Source organism: Acinetobacter sp. PC34, from assembly GCF_051789135.1.
Lineage (GTDB): Bacteria > Pseudomonadota > Gammaproteobacteria > Pseudomonadales > Moraxellaceae > Acinetobacter > Acinetobacter johnsonii.
In genome coordinates this window covers 3,265,736-3,287,576 of sequence record NZ_CP196664.1, presented here as the reverse complement: position 1 = coordinate 3,287,576, position 21,841 = coordinate 3,265,736, and the positions used below count along the sequence as shown (strand labels likewise).

The 21,841-nt window shown below is 43.9% G+C and carries 19 protein-coding genes and 1 pseudogene; 8 read left to right on the top strand and 12 right to left on the bottom strand.

Annotation, left to right across the window (positions count from 1 at the left end; translation table 11 throughout):
• The first annotated feature begins 85 nt into the window (after nt 1–85).
• Both gpmI and ACSC9N_RS15990 read left to right on the top strand, forming a co-directional pair.
• Nucleotides 86–1,633, top strand: a complete 1,548-nt coding sequence (gene gpmI / locus ACSC9N_RS15995; protein WP_010325693.1) for a 2,3-bisphosphoglycerate-independent phosphoglycerate mutase — start codon at nt 86–88, stop codon at nt 1,631–1,633.
• A gap of 18 nt (nt 1,634–1,651) precedes the next feature.
• On the top strand, nt 1,652–2,827 hold the full coding sequence (locus tag ACSC9N_RS15990) for a S41 family peptidase (RefSeq protein WP_010325694.1): 1,176 nt from the start codon (nt 1,652–1,654) through the stop codon (nt 2,825–2,827).
• Between the two features lie 4 nt (nt 2,828–2,831).
• Here ACSC9N_RS15990 and ACSC9N_RS15985 read toward each other — a convergent pair whose 3' ends face one another.
• The 3 genes from ACSC9N_RS15985 to gacA all read right to left on the bottom strand — a co-directional run bounded on the left by ACSC9N_RS15985 (nt 2,832) and on the right by gacA (nt 6,494).
• Nucleotides 2,832–4,196: a sigma-54-dependent transcriptional regulator gene (locus ACSC9N_RS15985; RefSeq protein WP_395442680.1), complete on the bottom strand. Its 1,365-nt coding sequence runs from the start codon at nt 4,194–4,196 to the stop codon at nt 2,832–2,834.
• Between the two features lie 72 nt (nt 4,197–4,268).
• Nucleotides 4,269–5,837, bottom strand: a complete 1,569-nt coding sequence (locus ACSC9N_RS15980; protein ID WP_439036092.1) for a sensor histidine kinase — start codon at nt 5,835–5,837, stop codon at nt 4,269–4,271.
• Between the two features lie 21 nt (nt 5,838–5,858).
• Nucleotides 5,859–6,494 carry a response regulator transcription factor GacA gene (gene gacA / locus ACSC9N_RS15975; RefSeq protein ID WP_010325697.1) on the bottom strand — a complete coding sequence of 212 codons (636 nt, stop codon included), beginning with the start codon at nt 6,492–6,494 and terminating at the stop codon, nt 5,859–5,861.
• A gap of 215 nt (nt 6,495–6,709) precedes the next feature.
• Between gacA and ACSC9N_RS15970 the strand changes: the two genes are divergently transcribed.
• Nucleotides 6,710–7,765: a serine hydrolase gene (locus ACSC9N_RS15970; RefSeq protein WP_010325698.1), complete on the top strand. Its 1,056-nt coding sequence runs from the start codon at nt 6,710–6,712 to the stop codon at nt 7,763–7,765.
• A gap of 85 nt (nt 7,766–7,850) precedes the next feature.
• Here ACSC9N_RS15970 and thrC read toward each other — a convergent pair whose 3' ends face one another.
• The 5 genes and pseudogenes from thrC to xerD all read right to left on the bottom strand — a co-directional run bounded on the left by thrC (nt 7,851) and on the right by xerD (nt 13,203).
• Nucleotides 7,851–8,990 (bottom strand): threonine synthase, encoded by a 1,140-nt coding sequence (thrC, locus tag ACSC9N_RS15965; protein WP_010325699.1) that lies wholly within the window; start codon nt 8,988–8,990, stop codon nt 7,851–7,853.
• 65 nt (nt 8,991–9,055) lie between these two features.
• Nucleotides 9,056–10,360 carry a homoserine dehydrogenase gene (locus ACSC9N_RS15960; RefSeq protein WP_010325700.1) on the bottom strand — a complete coding sequence of 435 codons (1,305 nt, stop codon included), beginning with the start codon at nt 10,358–10,360 and terminating at the stop codon, nt 9,056–9,058.
• A 142-nt stretch (nt 10,361–10,502) separates the two neighbouring features.
• A pseudogene (locus ACSC9N_RS15955) lies at nt 10,503–11,268 on the bottom strand (IS5-like element ISAba31 family transposase).
• Between the two features lie 81 nt (nt 11,269–11,349).
• Entirely contained in the window at nt 11,350–12,159 is an 810-nt protein-coding gene (locus ACSC9N_RS15950; RefSeq protein ID WP_010325701.1) for a DsbC family protein, read from the bottom strand.
• Between the two features lie 126 nt (nt 12,160–12,285).
• Nucleotides 12,286–13,203, bottom strand: coding sequence for a site-specific tyrosine recombinase XerD (xerD, locus tag ACSC9N_RS15945; RefSeq protein WP_010325702.1), 918 nt, complete (start codon nt 13,201–13,203; stop codon nt 12,286–12,288).
• Between the two features lie 179 nt (nt 13,204–13,382).
• Between xerD and ACSC9N_RS15940 the strand changes: the two genes are divergently transcribed.
• The 5 genes from ACSC9N_RS15940 to ftsW all read left to right on the top strand — a co-directional run bounded on the left by ACSC9N_RS15940 (nt 13,383) and on the right by ftsW (nt 18,500).
• Nucleotides 13,383–13,643 (top strand): FeoA family protein, encoded by a 261-nt coding sequence (locus tag ACSC9N_RS15940; protein ID WP_010325703.1) that lies wholly within the window; start codon nt 13,383–13,385, stop codon nt 13,641–13,643.
• Nucleotides 13,640–15,499 (top strand): ferrous iron transporter B, encoded by a 1,860-nt coding sequence (gene feoB, locus ACSC9N_RS15935; protein WP_010325704.1) that lies wholly within the window; start codon nt 13,640–13,642, stop codon nt 15,497–15,499. Before ACSC9N_RS15940 ends, feoB begins: the two co-directional genes overlap by 4 nt.
• 27 nt (nt 15,500–15,526) lie before the next feature.
• On the top strand, nt 15,527–15,778 hold the full coding sequence (locus ACSC9N_RS15930; protein ID WP_010325705.1) for a DUF6587 family protein: 252 nt from the start codon (nt 15,527–15,529) through the stop codon (nt 15,776–15,778).
• Between the two features lie 159 nt (nt 15,779–15,937).
• A complete protein-coding gene (gene murD / locus ACSC9N_RS15925) occupies nt 15,938–17,284 on the top strand; it encodes a UDP-N-acetylmuramoyl-L-alanine--D-glutamate ligase (RefSeq protein ID WP_010325706.1) in 1,347 nt (448 codons plus the stop codon).
• A gap of 19 nt (nt 17,285–17,303) precedes the next feature.
• The gene (ftsW, locus tag ACSC9N_RS15920; protein ID WP_010325707.1) at nt 17,304–18,500 is read left to right on the top strand and encodes a putative lipid II flippase FtsW; all 1,197 of its coding nucleotides are present in this window, start codon (nt 17,304–17,306) and stop codon (nt 18,498–18,500) included.
• A 215-nt stretch (nt 18,501–18,715) separates the two neighbouring features.
• On the opposite strand, the gene gluQRS is transcribed toward ftsW, so the two are convergent.
• The 4 genes from gluQRS to ACSC9N_RS15900 form a co-directional block, all read right to left on the bottom strand.
• On the bottom strand, nt 18,716–19,636 hold the full coding sequence (gene gluQRS, locus ACSC9N_RS15915) for a tRNA glutamyl-Q(34) synthetase GluQRS (RefSeq protein ID WP_228127590.1): 921 nt from the start codon (nt 19,634–19,636) through the stop codon (nt 18,716–18,718).
• A gap of 2 nt (nt 19,637–19,638) precedes the next feature.
• The gene (gene dksA / locus ACSC9N_RS15910; RefSeq protein ID WP_004692816.1) at nt 19,639–20,166 is read right to left on the bottom strand and encodes an RNA polymerase-binding protein DksA; all 528 of its coding nucleotides are present in this window, start codon (nt 20,164–20,166) and stop codon (nt 19,639–19,641) included.
• A gap of 209 nt (nt 20,167–20,375) precedes the next feature.
• Nucleotides 20,376–21,173 carry a 3',5'-cyclic-AMP phosphodiesterase gene (gene cpdA / locus ACSC9N_RS15905; RefSeq protein ID WP_010325709.1) on the bottom strand — a complete coding sequence of 266 codons (798 nt, stop codon included), beginning with the start codon at nt 21,171–21,173 and terminating at the stop codon, nt 20,376–20,378.
• A 10-nt stretch (nt 21,174–21,183) separates the two neighbouring features.
• Nucleotides 21,184–21,804 (bottom strand): NUDIX domain-containing protein, encoded by a 621-nt coding sequence (locus ACSC9N_RS15900; protein WP_010325710.1) that lies wholly within the window; start codon nt 21,802–21,804, stop codon nt 21,184–21,186.
• Nucleotides 21,805–21,841 lie beyond the last annotated feature (37 nt).

Genomic DNA, 21,841 nt, shown 5'->3' with positions numbered 1-21,841 from the left:
TAAACCATCATGCCTGCATAGAGTCTTGACCGAAAATTCGGTAAGATAGAGCGATGAATTTGTAGACAAAAAAAGAGTGCTTATTATGGCGGATGCAACTGCTGGCAAAATCCCTCACGTACTGGTCATTATGGATGGTGTGGGACACCGTGAAGCGATCGAAGACAATGCTTTTTTAGCAGCAAATCGACCGAATTTAACAGCGATTGAAGCAAAGCATCCGAATAGCTTAATTTCAGGTTCTGGTGAAGACGTGGGTCTGCCAGATGGCCAAATGGGCAACTCTGAAGTGGGCCACATGAACTTGGGTGCAGGGCGTGTGCTCTATCAAGACTTTACCCGAATCACCAAAGACATTCGTACGGGTGCTTTTTTCGAGCATGAAGTTTTGGTTGATGCCGTTGAAAAAGCCAAAGCAGCGGGTGGTGCGTTGCACATCATGGGGCTATTGTCTGAAGGTGGGGTGCATTCACACGAAGACCACATTGTTGCCATGGCTGAACTTGCGTTAAAACGCGGTGCAACCGTGTATCTCCATGCCTTCTTAGATGGTCGTGATACCCCGCCACGCAGTGCACAGCCTTCTTTAGAAAAATTAGATGCATTGTTTGCTCAATATCCAAATCAAGGTCGTATTGTGAGTCTGATTGGTCGTTATTTTGCGATGGATCGAGATAACCGTTGGGACCGTGTGGAACAAGCCTATCGTTTACTCACAGAGTCTGAAGCAACACGTACTGCAACTACAGCAGTTGAAGGTTTAGCATTGGCTTATGCCGCAGACGAATCTGATGAATTTGTCAAAGCAACACGCATTGGCGATGCCGTAAAAGTTCAAGACAGTGACAGCATCGTCTTTATGAATTTCCGTGCGGATCGTGCGCGTGAAATTACCAAAGCGTTTGTTGAAAAAGATTTTGCTGGCTTTGCGCGTAAAGTTGTACCAAACCTATCTAAGTTTGTGATGTTGACACGTTACCAAGCCAGTATTGATGCGCCTGTGGCGTATATGCCTGAAGCATTAAAAAACTCGATTGGTGAATATCTTTCAGACCTTGGTAAAACCCAATTACGTATTGCTGAAACTGAGAAATATGCACATGTGACATTCTTCTTCAGTGGTGGTCGTGAAGATGAATATCCAGGTGAAAAACGTATTTTGATTCCATCACCGAATGTGGCTACTTATGACCTCAAGCCAGAAATGAGCGCATATGAAGTAACCGATGAATTGGTGGCTGCGATTAACTCAGGCGAGTTTGATCTGTTGGTGGTGAACTATGCCAACGGTGATATGGTGGGTCATACGGGCGTATTTAATGCTGCTGTGAAAGCTGTTGAAGCCGTTGATTTATGCTTAGGCCGTGTCTATGAGGCGGTGATGGCACAAAAAGGCCATATGTTAATTACGGCTGACCATGGTAATGTTGAACAAATGCAGGATTATCACAGTGGTCAGGTGCATACTCAGCATACGACAGAATTGGTGCCTTTTATCTATGTTGGCCCAACCCAAGCAACCATTGCTGAGGGGGGCGTATTGGCCGATGTCGCACCAACCTTGTTAAGCTTGATGCATCTTCCTGTTCCAGCAGACATGCAAGGTCGTAACTTAATTACATTAGACGTATAAATCAATTTGGGTGGGTAAATGGCAAAAGCATCGTGGACTTCAATAGGTGTAGTGATTGCTTTAGGTCTGACTCTGATCCACCCGATGGGGGCTGTTGCAAAAACAGCGGCAGCACCCGCTTTTGATGATGAATTGGAACAAGGTTATGTTGAGGTTCCGATTGAATCCATTCAACAATTTGTGCAAATCTACGGTTTAGTCAAAGACAATTATGTGGCTGAACGTAGTGATGAAGCACTCTTTCAACAGGCCATTAAAGGTTTAGTTAGTGGCTTAGACCGTTATTCTCGCTATTTATCTCCTCAAGAATATAAACAACTGGTGCAATATACTGAAGGGGATTTGGCTTCAGTTGACTTCAGTTTAGAGTTCGATTCCCGTTTACAACAATGGCTGATTCGTGGATTAAAACCTGACTCAGATTCCAGCAAACTGGGCTTAAAAAATGGGATCTCCGTTTTTAAAGTGGATGATCAAGAGCTACGCAAGCTCAACCATGTTCAAGTCAATGAATTACTCAGTGGGGCGATTGGCAGTACCGTCAGTCTACAATTAAAAACCAACGCCACACCAATCAATGTGGTCAGAACTCGAAAAGTTGAAACCGATATCCAGGCGCAACTGTTGAATAACCAAGTTTTGGTGCTCAAGGTGCGGGTGTTCCAACAGGATACGGCCAATGAAATTCAGCAACTGATTGAAGAGCACCAGTCTTCGCGTTTAAAAGCGGTCTTGATAGACCTCAGAAATAATCCCGGGGGGCTGTTGTCTGCCGCAGTTGAATCTGCCGATTTATTCTTAAATCAAGGGGTGATTGTTTCAACTCAAAGCCGTTCCGAAGGGGATCAGCAGTTTCAGGCCTTACCTAGCCTCGAGTTTCAAAATTTAAAAGTGGGCATTTTGATTAATGACCGCTCTGCATCGGCTGCGGAAGTGTTTACCGCTGCGTTGAAGGAGCATGGACGGGCGTGGGTGATGGGTGAAAAAAGTTATGGTAAGGGCGTGGTGCAAAAACTATTTCCACTATCGAATGGCGCAGCTCTGCAAATGACCGTGTCACACTATTACACCCCAAGTGGGCAAATGATTGAGGGGGTGGGGATTGCGCCAAATCAGGTGTACCCAATGCCACATGAACTCAAAGACGAAAGCTATGTTGAACATGTGGCAGAGATTTTAATGAATCGTCGTTAAGTCTCTAAACGGAATCGTCTTCGCCATCTAGCCCGAATTTCTTCAAGCGATAACGTAAAGAACGGAAAGACATGCCGAGCTTTTTAGCCGCTAGTGTTCGGTTCCAGTGGGTGAGATTGAGCGCATTCATCAAAATTTCTTTTTCAATTTTTTCTAAATACAGCTCTAAACCCTCTTCGGGCAATTTACGCGAAGGCACATGGCTAAGTTGATCATTGCCAATAGTACCTTGTTGGGTGGCATTGGCATAGTTGGTCTGAGCAATCGGTCGCAGTGGTGCTGTTTGCAAGTGTGGTAAGTCGATACTGCTTTCATCACTTAAAGTGATGGCACGTTCCATCATATTGCGTAGTTCACGCACATTGCCTGGATAATATTGGGCCAATAAAAACTCACGTGCACGTTCACTCAGTGGTTTGACTGGGATGTCCCATTCTTGGCAGATTTTCTGAATGAAATGTTGTGCTAAAAGAATAATGTCATTGCCACGCTCACGTAGGGCAGGCAGCACAATGTCCATGACATGGATGCGGAAGTACAAATCCTGACGGAACTTGCCTTGTTGTACCAGTGCTTCTAGGTCTTGATGGCTGGCACTAATCACACGAAAATCGACATCAATTTCCGTGTCACTCCCAATTGGGCGAATGCGTTTTTCTTGTACCGCGCGCAGCAGTTTCACCTGCATAGTGAGCGGTAACTCGGCAATTTCATCTAAAAATAAACTGCCGCCATGTGCAGAGAGAATCAGCCCTTGTTTGTCTTGAGTGGCCCCTGTGAAGCTGCCTTTACGGTGTCCAAACAATTCACTTTCCATCAGTTCGGTCGGTATGGCACCGCAGTTAATGGCAATAAATGGCCCTTCATTGCGATTGCTCAGGCGATGTACCAGATTAGCCACCACTTCTTTGCCAGTGCCTGATTCACCCGTAATAAAGACAGGGGCTTGCGAGCGTGCAATTTTCTTTAAGGTGATACGTAGCTGTTGAATAGGAAGGGACTGACCAATCAGCAGACGATGTTCAAGCGTATCTTCTTGGATATGCAGATGACTGATGGGCTGATTAAAGGCTTTTTGTAAAAGTTGCTCTAAATGTTTTTGGTTGATCGGTTTACTGACAAAATCAAAAGCACCAGCTTTAAGTGCTGCAATCGCAATATCCATGTTGCCATAAGCAGTTAATACAGCTACAGGTAGATTAGGATAATTTTGAGCAATAAAATCCACCAGCGTTAATCCATTACCATCAGGTAAATTCAAATCTGTCAGACAGGCATCATATTGATGTGTTTTAAGTGCTTGAACAGCCTCCTGTAAGCGATAGGCAATACGTGTATCAATCCCCATCCGACTTAAAGACATTTGCATCAGTGTACATAAGTCTTGTTCGTCATCCACCAATAAAACAAGTGGTTTTTTTTCCACGTTTAACCCCAAAAATTACACGTCATTGTTTATACGGGGGCATTCAATCCGAAAGCATGCCCCTATTTTTTGTTCTACATAGTATAGCTTAGCTTGGTTGGCTTCGCAGAAACTATGGGATAAATATAATCCTAACCCAGTTCCATTGATTGAGGTACTAAAAAACGGTTGAAACAGGGTGCTTTGATCCTGAGTGGCGACCCCTTCACCAAAATCGCAGACATCAATGTGGACGAGGTTTTTATAGCTATAGACTCGAATGTGAATGTGCTCGGCTTCAGCTGCATTATGCCGAATGGCATTTCGAATCAGGTTGATCAGCACTTGCCTCAGTTGTTGTTCATCAAACTGAATCTGAGCTTGATCGGAAATGCGGTAATCAATTTGATCTTTGACATCGGGCAAATCTTCAACGATAAAACGTTCTAAAAAAGCGGCGACATCAATCAAGGTTGGATAGGTTTCTTTACTGCGTGCCATGCTCAGTGTATCGCCAATAATTTTATCAATCCGTGAGGCTTGTTTGGCGATCATGTTCTGTAACAGGGCTTGCTCAGGATCGTTCACCTGCATCAATTCATTGGCTTGGGTGATGGCAGCCAATGGATTGCGGATTTCATGGGCAATACTGGCAGAAAGTTGACCCAGTGCAGCCAGCTTGAGTTGTTGTACACGTTGATTAATTTTTTGTGCATCTTGTAGGACGAATAAGGTCAGTGTTTGGTTCGGGACTTGAAGTTTTTGAATTTCGATCTGAATTTGAAAGCGACTCAGCTGGGATGTAAATTGGAATTTTTCTCCATTCTTCAGTTGGTCGAATTTGAGGAGTTCAAATAAATCAGGCTGTGCTTTGTACAAAGGATATTTATCGTGAGCATAAATCGGGGAGATACCCAATAATGCACAGGCTGCAGGATTACTCAGCACCATGTGGCAGTTTTCATCGAGAACCAAATAGCCGAGCTCGGTTTGCTCTAAAATATAACGGTTAATGTTTTGCAGTTGATCCAGTTCTTGGGACTGATAGAAGTTTAAATTTTCAAGGACTTGAAAACGTCGTACTGCAATTTGTCCAGACCCATAAACCACAAAGAACAAAAAGGCGAGCACGGCACTGTTGCCAATGGTATTCAGTGAACTAATTGAAAATAGCGTTCCAATAAAGTGTTGATAAACCAGTGTAATCACAGCAATCAAGGTAATGATGAGTGCTTTTTGTTTATCGACCAATACACAAGAGGCAAAGATCGTGATCACAAACAATAAGCTTAACTGTAAGTTCGGACCGTCGGTGGCCAAAGTGAGTAAGCTGAGGCTAATGACATCGATGATAAACAACAAGGTGAGCTGAAGTGGTATGCGCTTGCGCACATGCTTGAGGCTCAATAGCTGAAAGGCACTGATAAAAATAAAGCCAATCAGGACAGAACGATACAATATTGGATATTGATAATTTGAAAACAACTGCTCATAGGTCAGTAGATAAACCAACAACAAACAGCAGCCAATAAACAGTCGATAAGACGCATACCAAACACCTAAACGGTATTGATTTAACTGAATATTGGTTGAGTATTGCAGCATGCGGGTGTTAGTCAGCTTGCATCAGGGTTTGATTAAGCCATAACGAATAGCAAGGTGAGTCAGCTTCACATCACTGTCGATATTGAGCTTTTCAAAAATTCGGTAACGGTAGGTATTGACCGTTTTTACGCTGACAAAAAGCTTGTCAGAAATTTCTTGTGCACTGATGCAATTCACAACCATCATCGCCACCTGCATTTCACGTTCAGACAGAGCATCAAAAGGTGAGGTTTGTGTATCCGATAGATAAGAACTGGCCAGTTGTTCAGCAATATCAGCGCTGAAATATTTACCGCCTTGCATCACTTTATTAATCGCACGGACCATTTCGGTCACGGGCGCACCTTTGGTAATGTAGCCTTTGGCGCCAGCTTTGAGTAACAGGGAAGGATAAGGTTCTTCAGCTAGACCACTGACCGCCAGTACTTTGGTTTCGGGTGCGGTTTGTAGTAAGCGGCGTGTGGTTTCAACTCCACCGATGCCTGGCATGTTGACATCTAACAGAACCACATTCGGGTGATATTGACGGACGAGGTTAATTGCTTCTTCACCAGATTCAGCTTGGCCAATGACTTGAACATCGGCATGGTCCTCGAGCATTCGACAAATCCCTGTACGTACTAACTCATGGTCATCTACCACTAAAACTGTGATCACCTAGCTCTTCCTCACTATAAAAACCATATTTTTTGTTACATAAAGCAAAATAAGCTTGCAATGAAACGACAAAATTAGCAATCCTATTCTTAGGCTTATTTGAAAAGATATGCACGCTGTCGACGGCAATGCTGTTCGCATTGTGTACAAATGTAAGGCATATTGGCGTGAATACGCAAATGTATCTTATGGGTTATGAAGTTGAGTGAAGAAAAGTGAAAAAATCAAATAAATTTTTAATGCATCTATTGGGATGGTCGATTGCAACGACGGTCAGTACCCATAGCTTTGCAGACTTGGTGATGAATCCGGGCTCGGGCCCTAGCCAAGCAAGCATGAGCTGGTCTGCAGCAGATGCAGAACAGTTTCTGAATGATGATCTCATGGAAGATCCTGAAGAGTACGCTCCTAAGGGTTCAACAAAAGTCACTACCAGTATTCGCAGTTCCAATGGTGTGGTAACAAACAACAGTACCTCGAAAACAGTACAAATTTTCGATACCTCGAAATATTCCAACCAACCCAGTGTCAATGCTCGTGCAGCACTGGTGATGGATGGCAATACAGGTGAAGTACTGTACAGTAAAAACAGTAATACCGCGCTGCCGATTGCCTCGATTACTAAGTTGATGACGGCGGTGGTGATTTCAGATGCGCGTTTAAATATGTCTGAAAACATTACTTTACAGCAAGCGGACTTTTCGTGTTCGGGTTGTAAAAGTTCAAGCTCGTCCCTGCGTGCAGGGGACAGTATGAACCGTGCAGAGGCATTGTTATTTGCATTAATGAAGTCAGAAAACCCAGCAGCATCGGCGCTTGCACGGACGTATCCGGGTGGTCGCTCAGCCTTTGTTTCGGCGATGAATGCCAAAGCCAAATCTTTGGGTATGAATTCAACCCATTATATGGAGTCGACAGGTCTACATCCAGGTAATGTCGCTTCAGCACGTGACTTGGGTATTTTGGTCAATGCCGCATCACAGTATGGTCTGATTCGTCAGTTCTCAACCACAGCCAGCTATGACTTTAACTTGGGCTATCGTGTATTAAAATCAAACAATACCAATGCCTTGGTTCGTAATGGTGGTTGGAATATTAATATTTCAAAAACAGGTTTCATTAATGAAGCCGGTCGTTGTGTGGTAATGCATACCACTTTAAATAACCGTCCAGCAGTGGTGGTGTTATTGGGCGCGGACTCATCTGCAGCACGTACCAATGATGCAACACGCCTAATGAACTGGGCGAGCCAATTACCAAAACGTATTTAACCCGACTTTGTTTTTGCTCACTCAACAACAAAAATTGAGTCATAAAAAAGCCCTGCAGATGCAGGGCTTTTTTGTCTTCTCTCAATTACATGTTTGAAAGAATTGAATCGCGAACTTGTTCTAAAGTTGCATCGATTGACAGCATGACTGCATCAGAACACTGTTTGATCGCAGTATCTGGGTCTTTTAGGCCATTACCTGTCACGGTACAGACAATCACGGAACCTTCCGCAATTTTACCTGCTTTGATGTCACGGATTGCACCGCCAATCGATGCTGCAGAAGCAGGTTCTACAAAGACACCTTCATACATTGAAAGCAAACGTTGTGCTTCTAAGATTTCAGCATCAGTCAGTTCATCGAACCAACCTTGAGAGTCACGAACCACTGCTTTAGCATGGCTCCAGCTTTGTGGATTACCAATACGGATTGCCGTTGCAACTGTTTCAGGGTTCTCAACGGGTGCACCACGTAAGAATGGCGCAGCACCTGCTGCTTGGTAACCAACCATAGTTGGTAAGCCTTCAGGTTTTGGACCCGTGAACTGATCTGTTTCAGCGTCGTAAATCACTTGCTCAAATTGATCCGCAGGTTGGTTAGCAACCGCTTCGGTATACCCCATCCAGTGTGCAGTAATGTTCCCTGCGTTACCCACTGGTAGGCAGTGGTAATCTGGTGCTCGGCCTAACTCGTCTACGATTTCGTAAGCAATGGTTTTTTGACCTTGCAAACGGTACGGGTTGATTGAGTTTACGATCGTTACAGGGGCTTTATCGGCAATTTCTTTAACCAGACGCATACCGTCATCGAAGTTACCACGGATTTGCATGGTGATGGCACCATACATCATTGCTTGCGCCATTTTACCCATGGCAATTTTGCCTTCTGGGATTAACACAAACGCTTTAATGCCTGCACGCGCTGCATAAGCCGCAGCTGCAGCTGAGGTATTACCAGTAGATGCACAGATAATGGCTTTTGAGCCTTCTTCAACGGCTTTAGTGACTGCCATGGTCATACCACGGTCTTTAAATGAACCAGTCGGGTTTAAGCCCTCGTACTTCACATAAATTTCAACATTTTTGCCAATTAAACGTGGAATGTTCTCGAGTTTAATCAGTGGCGTATTACCTTCACCCAAAGAAATAGCGCGAGTAGTTGCAGACACTGGTAAACGGTCGCGATAACGGTCAACTAAACCAGTATAACGATTGGCATTCGACATGATGATGTTCCAATTGTGTGTAGAGCTTGGTGAGGAAGAGAAGAGCGTTCTTTTCCTCAACCCGATTAATTATCAAGCGATTCTAAACGAATTCGCACGATTTCGCCATGAATGACGGGTAAGGCTTGAATTTGAGCAAGTGCCTCGTCCATTTTTGATTCAACGACTGGATCAGTCAAAATCACGATTGGAATAAGGTCTTTTAAGCGTGGTTGTTGCATGATGGCATCGATACTGATGCCTGCACGACTGAGAATCGTGGTTACATCGGCCAAGACGCCAGTTTGATCTTCTGCATTAATCCGAATGTAATAACCTGTAGTCATTTCTTCACGGCTTAAAATGGGCACATTGGTCAGTGCTTCGAAAGCCAATTGTGGAATCGTTCCAGCACCATCTTCGGTATAAGAGATATCACGGACGATATCAATGACATCTGCAACGACCGCAGAAGCGGTTGGGCCCGCGCCTGCGCCTGCGCCATAGTACAGGGTTGGACCGACAGCATGGGCTTGTACCAAGACAGCATTTTTAACACCGTTGACATTGGCAATCAGTTCTTCCGCAGGGATCAAGGTTGGGTGAACTCGAAGTTCGATGCCATTCGCTGCGCGGCGCGCAATCCCCAAGTGCTTAATACGGAAACCCAGCTCTTCAGCATATTTCACATCTTGTGCTGTGATTTTACTGATGCCTTCGGTATAGACTTTGTCAAACTGTAGCGGAATACCAAAAGCACACGATGCTAAAATCGTGAGTTTATGTGCAGCATCAATGCCTTCGACATCAAAAGTTGGATCAGCTTCGGCATAACCCAGCTCTTGTGCTTCTTTGAGCACATCGGCAAAAGCACGACCTTTTTCACGCATTTCAGTCAGAATAAAGTTGCCTGTACCATTGATGATACCCGCTAACCAATTAATCTTGTTTGCAGCTAGACCTTCGCGCATCACTTTAATGATGGGAATGCCCCCTGCAACCGCAGCTTCATAGGCGATTTGCACGGCATTGTCATCCGCCAATTTGAATAGCTCATTACCATGTTCAGCAAGTAAAGCTTTGTTCGCGGTGACGACTTGTTTACCATGCAAAATGGCTTCTTTAATCACTTCATATGCAGGATGGATGCCACCCATCACTTCAACCACAACATCGACATCAGGCTGACGCACAATGTCGAGTAAGTCAGCACTTTGCTTGACCTCATCGCCTAAATCTAAGTCTGGACGAGGGCGGCGTGTGCCGACATAGGTAATTTGAATTTCACGACCGGTGCGACGTTTAATCTCAGCAGCATTTTCTTTTAGTAGTTTAAGGGCACCACCACCCACAGTACCAAGACCGAGGATTGCCAGACGAACTGGTTTCACGTCACACTCCAATTTACTTATATATATTGAACCAAGCCTAGATCATAGCTAAAAAAACTGTGAGACTCTAGGAAAGAAATCATTTTATGTTTAACTATAAATATTAGTTAAATAACAAATAAAAATTAGGGTCTGTTGACATTTACTGTTCATAATTAACCCTATAAAGGTAGCCATAAAAATATACAGGCTAAAGCAACAGAACTTTGATAATTTCTTTTGAGCTTGTCATATCGAGTAGCTATTCCTCTAAATTGCTTTAATCTACAAAACATATTTTCAACTAAATGCCTGATTTTATATAAATACCAGTCCATATGGTCATTGTTCGATTGGCTATTTGTTTTCTTTGGTATATTCGCTTTAGTCCCTGTTTTCCTGATCTGTTCACGCAGTGGTTCTGAATCATAGCCTTTATCTGCACATACCACTTTTGTCTCTTTTAAATCTAATGTTGATATTAAATCAGGTGCAACTTTAACATCATGTGTGGTTCCATCGGTAATCATGAAATCAATAGGATTGCCATGTGCATCAACAATCAAATGTATTTTTGAGGAGTTTCCTCCTACACCTTTAGAAATAGATTGATTCGCTATGCCGGCAGAATGTTGATGAGCACGTACATGAGAGCCATCAATAAAAATCCACTCCATATCGGGGCATGAGGCTAGTAATTTGAATAATCTAAGTAACTTACCGCTGCTTGACCAACGATTAAAACGTTTGAAAATAGAGTTTGAATGACCAAAACAACAAGGAATATCTCGCCACGGACAGCCTGTTCTAATTCTATAGAGAATAGCTTCAATAAAATTGCGTAAATTTGAGTTGTGGTGAATGGATAAATTACGCAGAATAACTTTCAACTTTTGCCAGTGTTGATCTGTCAGCATGGTACGAGGCATAGCGAATAGTAAAATTGGGTTTGGCGATTTGATTTTACTACTTCGCTATTTTTTTAAGCTAAAAGTGTCAACACACCCTAGTTATTTAAGGCGATTTAATAATTCACTTGGGGCCAAATAGCCACCGAGATATTCACCATCTTCATTGTAGATCGCAGGTGTCCCATTTACGCCCATGTTCAGACCCAACTGGTATTGATCTCGCACTGGATTTTTACAGGTCGCTGGTGGAAGTTGAGCACCTGAAATCGCTTGATCAAAGGCAGCTTGACGGTCTGCACTACACCACACACTTTCCATGGCTGGCATGAACTGTTCGCCACGCGGCCATGCAATGTAACGCACTTCAATGCCTTGAGCTGTGATTTCAGGGATATGCTCGTGCAGTTTATGGCAGTATGGACAGCTGGCATCGGTAAAGACATAAACCACATGTTTGGTCTTGTCTTTGGCTTTATAAACCAGTAGGTCTTCAGTTTTGAGCCCTGCTAGAAGCTTTTTGTTGGCTTCAGCTTGCAGGTTGTCGCTGACGTTGTGGAGTGTTTTATCGCCCAAGCGAATCACATCACCTTGGATAATATATTTACCATCTGCCGTGGTATAAACCGAGCTCATCCCTTCAAGATTGACCCAAAATAAATTTGGCACTTCAGTGGTTTTGATATCGATGATTTTGGCATTGATATTGGCTGTTTTGAAATGCTTTTGAAGAGTGTCAATTAAACGTTGCTTTGCATTGCGTTCCGTCAAAGTCGACGCTTCACCTGTGGCTGGTGCACTTGCCGTTAAAGAGTCTTGTTTTTTTTCTTCAGTGTTATTTGAACATGCTGTAAATAGAACACTTGAAGCAATGGCACAGGCAATGAACAATGGTTTACGGGTAAATAACATAGATAACCCTTTTTCTTTTGACTTTATAAAAACAGAGCGCCAAGCATAGCAAAAAAAGTACAGGACTCGGTAATACTTCGTAGTCTTCGTGCTAAAAACAGCCTTAAGTTATGGATGATCAAGACCTTAAGCCCTTGGGTGATGGCTGGCATGTAGTTGTTGCATACGCACTTGTGCGACATGGGTGTAAATTTGTGTCGTGGACAGATCACTATGTCCCAATAACATTTGTACCACACGCAAGTCAGCACCGTGATTGAGTAAATGCGTTGCAAAAGCATGTCGTAAGGTGTGTGGAGATAGTTCAGCCTGAATCCCTGCTTGTAAGGCATAGCGTTTAATGGCGTACCAAAAGTTTTGCCGACTCATAATGCCGCCATGTTGAGTTAAAAATAGATAGTCAGTTGCAGATTTATATAATTGCGGACGGGATTCAATTAAGTATTTTTCGACCCATTCCACTGCGATTTGCCCCAAAGGTACCAGTCTTTCTTTATTGCCCTTACCCGTAATCCTTAAATAGCCTTGTTTCAAATTGATTAAGTCTAGGCGTAGATTCAGTAGCTCAGATACACGTAAACCACAGGCATACAACACTTCAAACATGGCACGATCACGGAGTCCGAGAGCGGTTTCAATATCTGGAGCTTGGATTAAGGCATCCACGTCTTGCTCAGACAAATCTTTAGGCAGTGCACGGCCAATTTTGGGTGTTTTATGTAGTGCGACAGGGTTGTCTGAACGCAGTTTTTGTTCCCGTAGAAACTTAAAAAAAGAACGCAGAGCAGACAGACAGCGCGCAATGGAGCGCGGGCTTTTGCCTTGCTTGGTGAGGGTCAGCAGAACATCGGCGACATCGTCACTGCTCCATTCAGGCATGCTCACCCGACTACACTCGCTGCACTGCAATAAGTCAGAGAGATAAGCATTTCGGGTGTGTGGGCTGACGGTTTGTGCAATGAGATAATCTTTAAAGCCGTGTAAAAAACTGAGCTGAGTTGGAATTTGAACAGGCGCAGGCACACGCGGTTTTTTATTTAACATAAAGCTCTCAAGCACATCATCACGGAAAGACAAAACAAGGAATAGGGGTTTTATTCAATGTAGTGTAATCATTCTCGCTTGTCGATGTGTTATAACAGATGCGAATCATTATCGAATCTGATTTGGTAATTATTCTCATTTGTTTGTATACTGTTCAAAATATTAAAGGGTTGGATGCGGTGCGTTTATCTGATTTAAAAGTCAAACAAACTGCCATCATTAACAAAGTGAATCATACTTTGGATGGCGAAGCTCAGACTGATTTGGTGGCTAGTCGTCTTGAAACATTAGGCTTTGTCGCAGGTACAAAAGTACAGGTGATTACCAAAGGTGTTTTTGGTGGCGATCCAATTTTAATCCAAGTGGGTTTTACACGTTTCGCCTTAAGAAAAGTTGAAGCTGAAAAAATTGAAATTCAAGTCGAAGGAGCACCTAGATGAGTGATGCCTTGCGTGTTGCCCTTGTAGGTAATCCAAACTGCGGTAAAACTTCGTTATTTAACCATCTCACTGGAACGCGCCAAAAAGTAGGTAACTATGCGGGTGTTACGGTTGAGCGTAAAGTTGGTCAATTTACTCTTCCTTCAGGTCAAGCAGTTCGCGTTCTGGATTTGCCAGGGACGTATAGCTTGGATGCGACTAGCCCTGATGAAATGATTACCCGTGACGTGGTGATGGGGAAAATTGCAGAAGAAGGTCAGCAAGATGCTTTCTTATGTATCGTTGATGCAACTAACCTCAAACTTCACCTCGGTTTAGTGATTGAACTGATTGCATTGGGCCGTCCAATGTTAATCGTTTTAAACATGATGGATGAAGCACGTCGCCGTGGCATGCAAATCAATACCCAAAAGCTTTCTGAGCGCTTGGGTGTACCGATCGTTGAAACCGTTGCGGTGCGTAATTCGGGTATTGAAAGCTTGCTCAGTGCTTTAGAGCAGGGCAAATATGCCGTGCCTTATACCGAGTTGACGGGCTTAAAAGGCGACACTGCACATGAGAAAGTAGAAAATTTATTACATGATGCCGTGCAGTACGTCGATGAAGAAGACAAGCGAACTGATTTTCTGGATAAGATTTTTCTACATCCAGTTTTGGGGCTAGTTAGCCTTGCAGTAATGATGTTTATTGTCTTCCAAGCCGTTTTTTCTTGGGCAGCGCCGTTTATGGATGGGATTGAAACCTTCTTTGGCTGGCTGGGTGAAACCATCGGTGGGTCAATTAGCCACCCTTTACTTAACAGTTTGGTGGTAGACGGGATTATTGCGGGTGCGGGTGGTGTCGTGGTGTTCTTGCCGCAGATTTTAATTTTGTTCTTCTTTATCTTGGTATTGGAAGAGTCGGGTTATTTACCGCGTGCCGCGTTTTTGCTAGATAAGCTGATGTTTAAAGCAGGTCTTTCTGGGCGTGCCTTTATTCCGCTCTTGTCTAGCTTTGCCTGCGCAATTCCGGGCATCATGGCATCGCGTACCATTAGTGATCCGCGTGACCGTTTGACTACGATTTTTGTGGCACCGTTAATGACGTGTTCTGCACGTTTACCTGTATATGCCTTGTTAATTGCTGCTTTTATTCCTGAACAAACTGTTTGGGGGATTTTTAATCTGCAAGGTTTAGTGTTGTTTGCTTTATATATGGCCGGGATTGTCAGTGCACTGTGTGTATCTTTCGTTCTGAAATTCTTCCAGAAAGACAAGTCACAACATATGTTGATGATGGAGTTACCAAGCTATCGTTTCCCTGACTTGAAGAATATTTGGATTGGTTTACTTGACCGTGCCAAGATCTTCTTGCGTCGCGTGGGTGGCATCATTTTCGCGTTGTCTATTTTGCTGTGGTTCTTATGTACCTTCCCGCAAGCTCCTGAAGGCGCGACTTTACCTGAAATTGATTATTCATTTGCCGGTATGCTCGGTCATTTACTGCAACCGATTTTTGCACCGCTGGGCTTCAACTGGCAGATTTGTATTGCCTTGATTCCAGCCATGGCTGCTCGTGAAGTGGTGGTGGCAGCTTTAGGTACGGTATATGCCTTATCCGCTGTTGATGAAGATGCCATGTCACAAGGTTTGGCTTCACTGATCAGTAGTGGCGGTGAGCTCGGCTGGTCGGTGGCGACTGGTCTGTCTTTATTGGTGTGGTTTATTTATGCACCGCACTGTTTGGCGACTTTAGCAACGGTCAAACGTGAAACAGGTTCATGGAAAACCGTGAGTTTTATGACCATTTACTTGTTTGGTTTGGCTTATTTAATGTCATTCCTGACCTATCAAATTGCAACGCACTATTTGGGCTAATCGGCGTAAATAGGCGAGGAGATTGAGATGATTGAAATTCTAATTGTTGCTGCTCTAGTGATCTGGAGTGCAGTGGTGGTATTTAAGAAAGTATTTCCTAGGACATCGGGTTCAGTTTTCATGTCCTTGTCCGCGCTGTGTGAGGCTCGTGGTTGGACACGTTTAGCGATGTGGTTAAAGCCGTCAATGGCTGGCGGTTGTGGCGGAAACTGTGCCTGCCCAGCAACAGAAGACCGCAATACGAAAAAGCCTGAAGTCCAAGCGGTGAAATGGAAATAAAACGATTTTTGCTCACAAATAAAAAAGCCGTCCAAGAGGGGCGGCTTTTTTACGCACTGACACAAAAAAAGTGCAGGAAAGTCAAAACAGAAAAAGCATTCAAAACAGCAAAGTGCTAACATTTCCGCAGATAAATCTCAGACCAAGCATGGGGCGAAAATGTTAATACAACGTGGTGGACTTAAGGTCGTTGCAGGGCTCGGCATTTCTGGTGTTGCAGCGGTCAATTTTTTACATAACCAAGGCTACCGCGTTGCAGTAACGGACTCCCGATCGACTCCGCCCGGTCATGACCAAATTCCAGCAGAGGTACAAACCAGTTTTGGTCAGTTTGACGCAGAACTGTTGTTGTCTGCTGAAGAAATCGTTATTAGCCCTGGGCTCGATCCGAAACTACCTGAAATTCAAGCTGCGATTGCCAAAGGCATTCCCGTGGTGAGTGAAATTCAAATCCTACGTCGTGCAACTGACAAGCCAATCATGGCCATTACTGGGTCTAATGCAAAAAGTACTGTGACGACCTTGATTGGTCTGATGGCTGAACATGCAGGCGTGAAAGTCGCGGTAGGCGGTAACCTTGGTCGCCCAGCGTTGGATTTAACCAAAGATGAGCCAGATTTATACATTTTAGAGCTATCCAGCTTTCAGTTAGAAACCACTTCAAATTTACAAGCTGAAGTTGCGGTGGTGCTGAATATGAGTGAAGATCATCTTGACCGTCATGGCGATATGATGGGCTATCACACCGCGAAGCATCGCATTTTCCAAGGCGTGAAAAAAGTCGTTCATAACCGTGATGACTCACTTACTCGTCCTTTAGTGCCTGATGCTACGCCAATGCAAAGCTTTGGTTTAAATGCACCTGATATGAATCAGTACGGTGTATTAAGAGATGACGATGGTACGATCTGGTTAGCCCGTGGCCGCACACGTTTATTGAACAGTGCAGAGATGTATATTCAAGGTACACACAATGTTGCCAATGCTTTGGCCTGTTTGGCTTTGGGTGAGGCAATCAACTTGCCACTGGAGTCGATGTTGGAAACACTGAAAAGCTTTAAAGGCTTAGAGCATCGCTGTGAGTTTGTGAAAGAAGTTGAGGGTGTGCGCTACTATAATGACTCTAAGGGCACCAATGTAGGCGCAACACTGGCTGCGATTGATGGTCTAGGTGCTGCGATTGAAGCCAAAGGTGGTAAGGTCGCGATCATTTTAGGTGGTCAAGGCAAAGGACAAGATTTTAGTGCTTTACGTGAGGCTTTGAGCAAATACGTGAAAGTGGCTGTGTTGATTGGTGAAGATGCGGCGTTAGTTGAACAAGCTGTGGTAGGAACAACCACCTTACTGCATGCTGAGACTTTAGAGCAGGCAATTGCACTTTGCCAAGCCCATACCCAAGCCCATGATGTCGTGTTATTGTCACCTGCATGTGCAAGTTTTGATATGTTCAGTGGTTACCCACAGCGCGGACATCAGTTTGTCGCTTGTGTGCAAGAACTCCACTAAAAATAATAAGGAAATTGAGATGGCTGAGTTTGCTCAGACAACGATCAATAAAATTAACCAGTTTTATAGCCGTTGGGCGCCGCGTGTACCCAGCGAAGTGACACCGCGTAATGTGTTGATCTTTTGCGTCATTGCTTTGTTGTGTTTAGGCTCGATCATGGTTGCATCTGCGTCGATGCCTTATGCTGAACGCCTTCATGAGAATTCATTTCACTATGTCCTTCGTCACGGGATTTCAATCGCGGTGGCGGGCGTTTTGGCCTATGCGGTATACCGAGTTCCGCTCAATGTTTGGTTCAATAACACCTTCCCACTGTGGATCTTGACCATCTTACTGCTGGCTGCCGTATTGGTTGTTGGTACCGAGGTTAATGGTTCGACCCGTTGGATTCGTGTTGCGGGCTTCACCTTGCAGGCTTCTGAGGTCGCCAAAGTAATGATGGCGATTTTCACAGCGGACTATGTGGTACGCCGTGCCGAAGAAGTAAGAAATAACATCAAAGGCTTGATCCGTCTCGGTATTATTATGCTGTTGACGGTGGGTTTGATTATTGCGGAGCCTGACTTGGGGGCAACCGTGGTGATTAGTTTGATGATGCTCGGTATCTTTTTCCTTGCTGGCGCGCCGTTGATTCAGTTTGGTATGGCTTTTGGTGCAATCTTTGCGGCCTTTGTCTTTCTGATTGTATTTGAGCCTTACCGTTTTGAACGTCTAATGTCTTTCTCAAACCCTTGGGAAGATCCGCTAGGTACTGGTTACCAGCTTTCCAATGCCTTAATGGCTTTTGGGCGTGGTGAATGGTTTGGTGTAGGGCTTGGCCACAGTGTACAGAAAATGGCCTACTTGCCTGAAGCGCATACCGACTTCATGTTGGCCATTTTAGGCGAAGAGTTTGGCTTTTTCGGGATCACTACGGTCTTAATTCTGTCCTTTACCATGTTGCTGTGCTGTATCAAAGTGGGTCATCGTGCCTTGAAGAATCAGTACCTGCGTGCGGGTTATTTGGCATATGGGGTATCGATTATTTTCTTACTGCAAATTTTGGTAAACGCAGGTATGAATATGGGCATGCTGCCAACCAAAGGTTTGACCCTACCTTTCATTAGTTATGGTGGTTCATCACTGATTATGTGCGCAGTGATGATCAGTTTGATTTTGAAAATTGATGCAACCACACAAAGTGCCAATCCAACCAAAGAAGAATCCAGCTTCTAAGCCGGTTGTTCTTTCATCACGCTATCTGCAGACGAAACTCACTTTTCGTTATGCGGATAGCGTTTGAGCCCTTCCTAAATTGTGTTTCTCATCAGCGTATTTATGCATCATTCTTTCATGATGAATGTGACTGTAATAATCTAATTTTTTGAATTTTCTTCAATTGAAACGTTGCGCGCTATGCGTAGTGTTGAGTTTCTGCCGCGATGGTTTTGCTATAAATAGATACCGTGCAGGGTAGTACGGTGCGGAATCAGTGAAACATCCCATTGTGCAATGGCTTGTTGCAACATTCGTTTAGGATGGTCTAGTTCGACAACTGGCTGATTTAGTGCGCGTATTGCTTGAGCGAGTAGAGCTGGTGCTTGGTTAAGATCCAGCGCTTGTGCCATATTTTGTTTAGACAATTTTTGCCCTTGATTATTCATGGCTAAAGGCAGGTGCATATAGCTAAGACGTGGGTAATCTAGCAGCTGACCTAAATAAATTTGTCGCTCGGTATTATCCAATAGATCTGCACCACGAACCACATGGGTGATGCCTTGTAGGTAGTCATCTACCACGACCGCTAATTGATAGTTGATAATGCCATCGCGGCGTTTCAGTACAAAGTCACCGAGCTCATGTGCCAGTTGTGAGCAGTGTCGGCCTTGCAGAGCATCATCAAAACAAATCTCGACATCTTCTACTTTGACGCGAATGGCTTGTTGCTCAAAAGGCAGAGCAAGGTCACGGCAGGTGCCTGCATAAATGTGGTTAGAACCGAGCATTTTGCGGGTGCACTGACAGGCATAGACCAGTTTGAGTTGATGCAGTTGCTGAATCACGTCTTCATATAGGTCGAGACGATCTTTTTGGAATATGATCTCCGCATCGGGCTGAAAGCCGAAAGCCTCGATACAATGCAAGATATGGCTTTCACTGCCGGGGTAAATACGCGGGATATCGGTATCTTCAATACGAACCAACCATGTGCCTTGATGTGCTTTAGCTTCGCAATAACTGGCAACGGCGGTGATGAGTGAACCAAAATGCAAAGGGCCGGTTGGCGATGGCGCAAACCGACCCACATAAGCCATCCTGTTGTCCCCCTCCTTATGTAAAGGAGGGGTTGGGGGAGGATTATTGAATAACATGATTAACCGTTATTTTGCTTCTCTTTGATTTCTGCCAGTGTTTTGCAGTCAATACATAAAGTTGCTGTTGGACGGGCCTCTAAACGGCGCAGACCAATTTCGATACCACAGGTTTCACAGAAACCATAGTCATCGTTTTTAATCGCTTCAATTGATTGCTCGATTTTGCGGATGAGTTTACGTTCACGGTCACGTGTACGTAATTCAATTGCAAACTCTTCTTCTTGTGTCGCGCGGTCATTCACATCAGGCAAAGCGGTGTTTTCGTCTTGCATGGTGTTGAGTGTGCGGTCAACTTCTGACATCAGCTCTGCTTTCCATGCCAACAAAATTTGGCGGAAGTGCTCAAGCTGACCTTCAGACATGTATTCTTCATTTTTTTTCGGCTGATAAGGTTCAATACCAAATAAGCTTGCAGTAGAACCACCGTCAGTCGCTTTAGGCTTAGTTTTGCGCACACGTTTTGTAGATTTTTCATCTACAACATCAGTTTGTTCGTCTAAGACAGTATTTTGGTTGTCATTCGCCATTTAGGGCAATCCTCATCATATACGTATCTTTAATACGCAAAAAATATGGTGATATGCAAGTGTTTTTATCCACCCTCGAGGAGATTCACCCTCGGGGGTCGTCATCATATAGACTTTTTAAGTATTTTGATAGTCTTTGATGTTTGGATTAAATTGATCACTTTTTCGTAAGAGCAACTAAGGTAATTGAAAACGATAAAAATGAAAAGTTAATAACCTGAAATTTCAACATTTATTTTTTGCTGTGCGTGTAAGACACGTTCTACGTGGGTTTCATGGCTGCCATCTGCGTTTAATTGTAAAATACGATAACCTGGTGCTTGCTCATCTAAGGCGAAATGATCGCTTAAAGGTTTAAATTGGACACTGGTAGACGGCGTCGAGTAAAACTGAATACCATGCCACTCACGCCATGATTCTTGATGGACATGTCCCGACAGCACAATTTTGACATTGTGGTATTTCGCAAGAACCGCAGTGAGGTCTTGGGTGTTCTTGAGTTTATGTTGATCAATCCATTTTGACTGCATTTCAAAAGGATGATGATGACAGGCAATCACAATGTGTTGCTGGGCAAATTCTTGTAGGATCTGTTCCAGTTGGTTCAATTGTGCTTCATCGACCCAGCCATCGATTTTACCTTTGACAGCACTATTGAGTAAAACCACGCTCCAAGGGCCAAAGTGAATCACATGAACTTTGTTTTGTTGCTGATGAAAAGGGAAGTGTTCGGCATTGTCATGATTGCCCGGAACCTGATAAAACGGCGTCTTTAAACTCTGCATAAAGTCTAAATAGCGTTGATAGGTTCGAGGCACAGGTACTTGTGCCAAGTCACCCGTATGGACGATAGCATTCAGTTGTGGATGACGTTCCACAATGTGTTGTATTACATGATGAAAGCTTTGCTCTGGATTCATACGTACAAACTCCAGATGATCTTGATCCATCAAGTGCGTATCTGAAATTTGGATAATGGTCCAATTTTTCTCATTATTTAAAGTCATGCCTGACCCCTTAGACATTCCTTGTCGTTTTAATCTGTTGTTGTAGCCATTGCAAGGCCATTATGACAGGCGCATTTCTGAGCCGACCATTGGAAAGTAATGTATCGATCTGCGCATAATCAATCAGGTGTAATAAAATATTTTCACCTTCATCGGGCATACCAAATACACCACCTTGTTCGGGTAAATCGGCCGCAGCACTATACAGATGAAACAGTTCCGCACAGGCACCTGCAGAAGGGTAAAAGCTAAACAGATGTTGTAAGTGTTCAATCTGACAGCCTGATTCTTCTAATGCTTCACGGCGAATACAGCTTTCAGGTGATTCATCACCATCGAGTACTCCCGCAATAATCTCCAGCTGCCAAGCTGAATCTTGATCATCCATAGCACCAATACGAAACTGTTCAATCAAGGCAAATTTTTGTTGTGCATCATCATAAATTAAGACACCTGCCGCTTCAGGGCGCTGAATAAGCTCACGTGAAATCACAGCGGTGTACTCAGCTTGATTAAACAGGCGATGACGTAAATTTACTTTTTCTACTTGAACAAAACCCTGAAAAACAAAGGCTCTGTCTACAATTTGGACATCTTCACGGTGATATGTAGCTTGCTTAATTATGTTCATAAAGCGCAATCAGGATGAAATTTATCATTTCATCCTA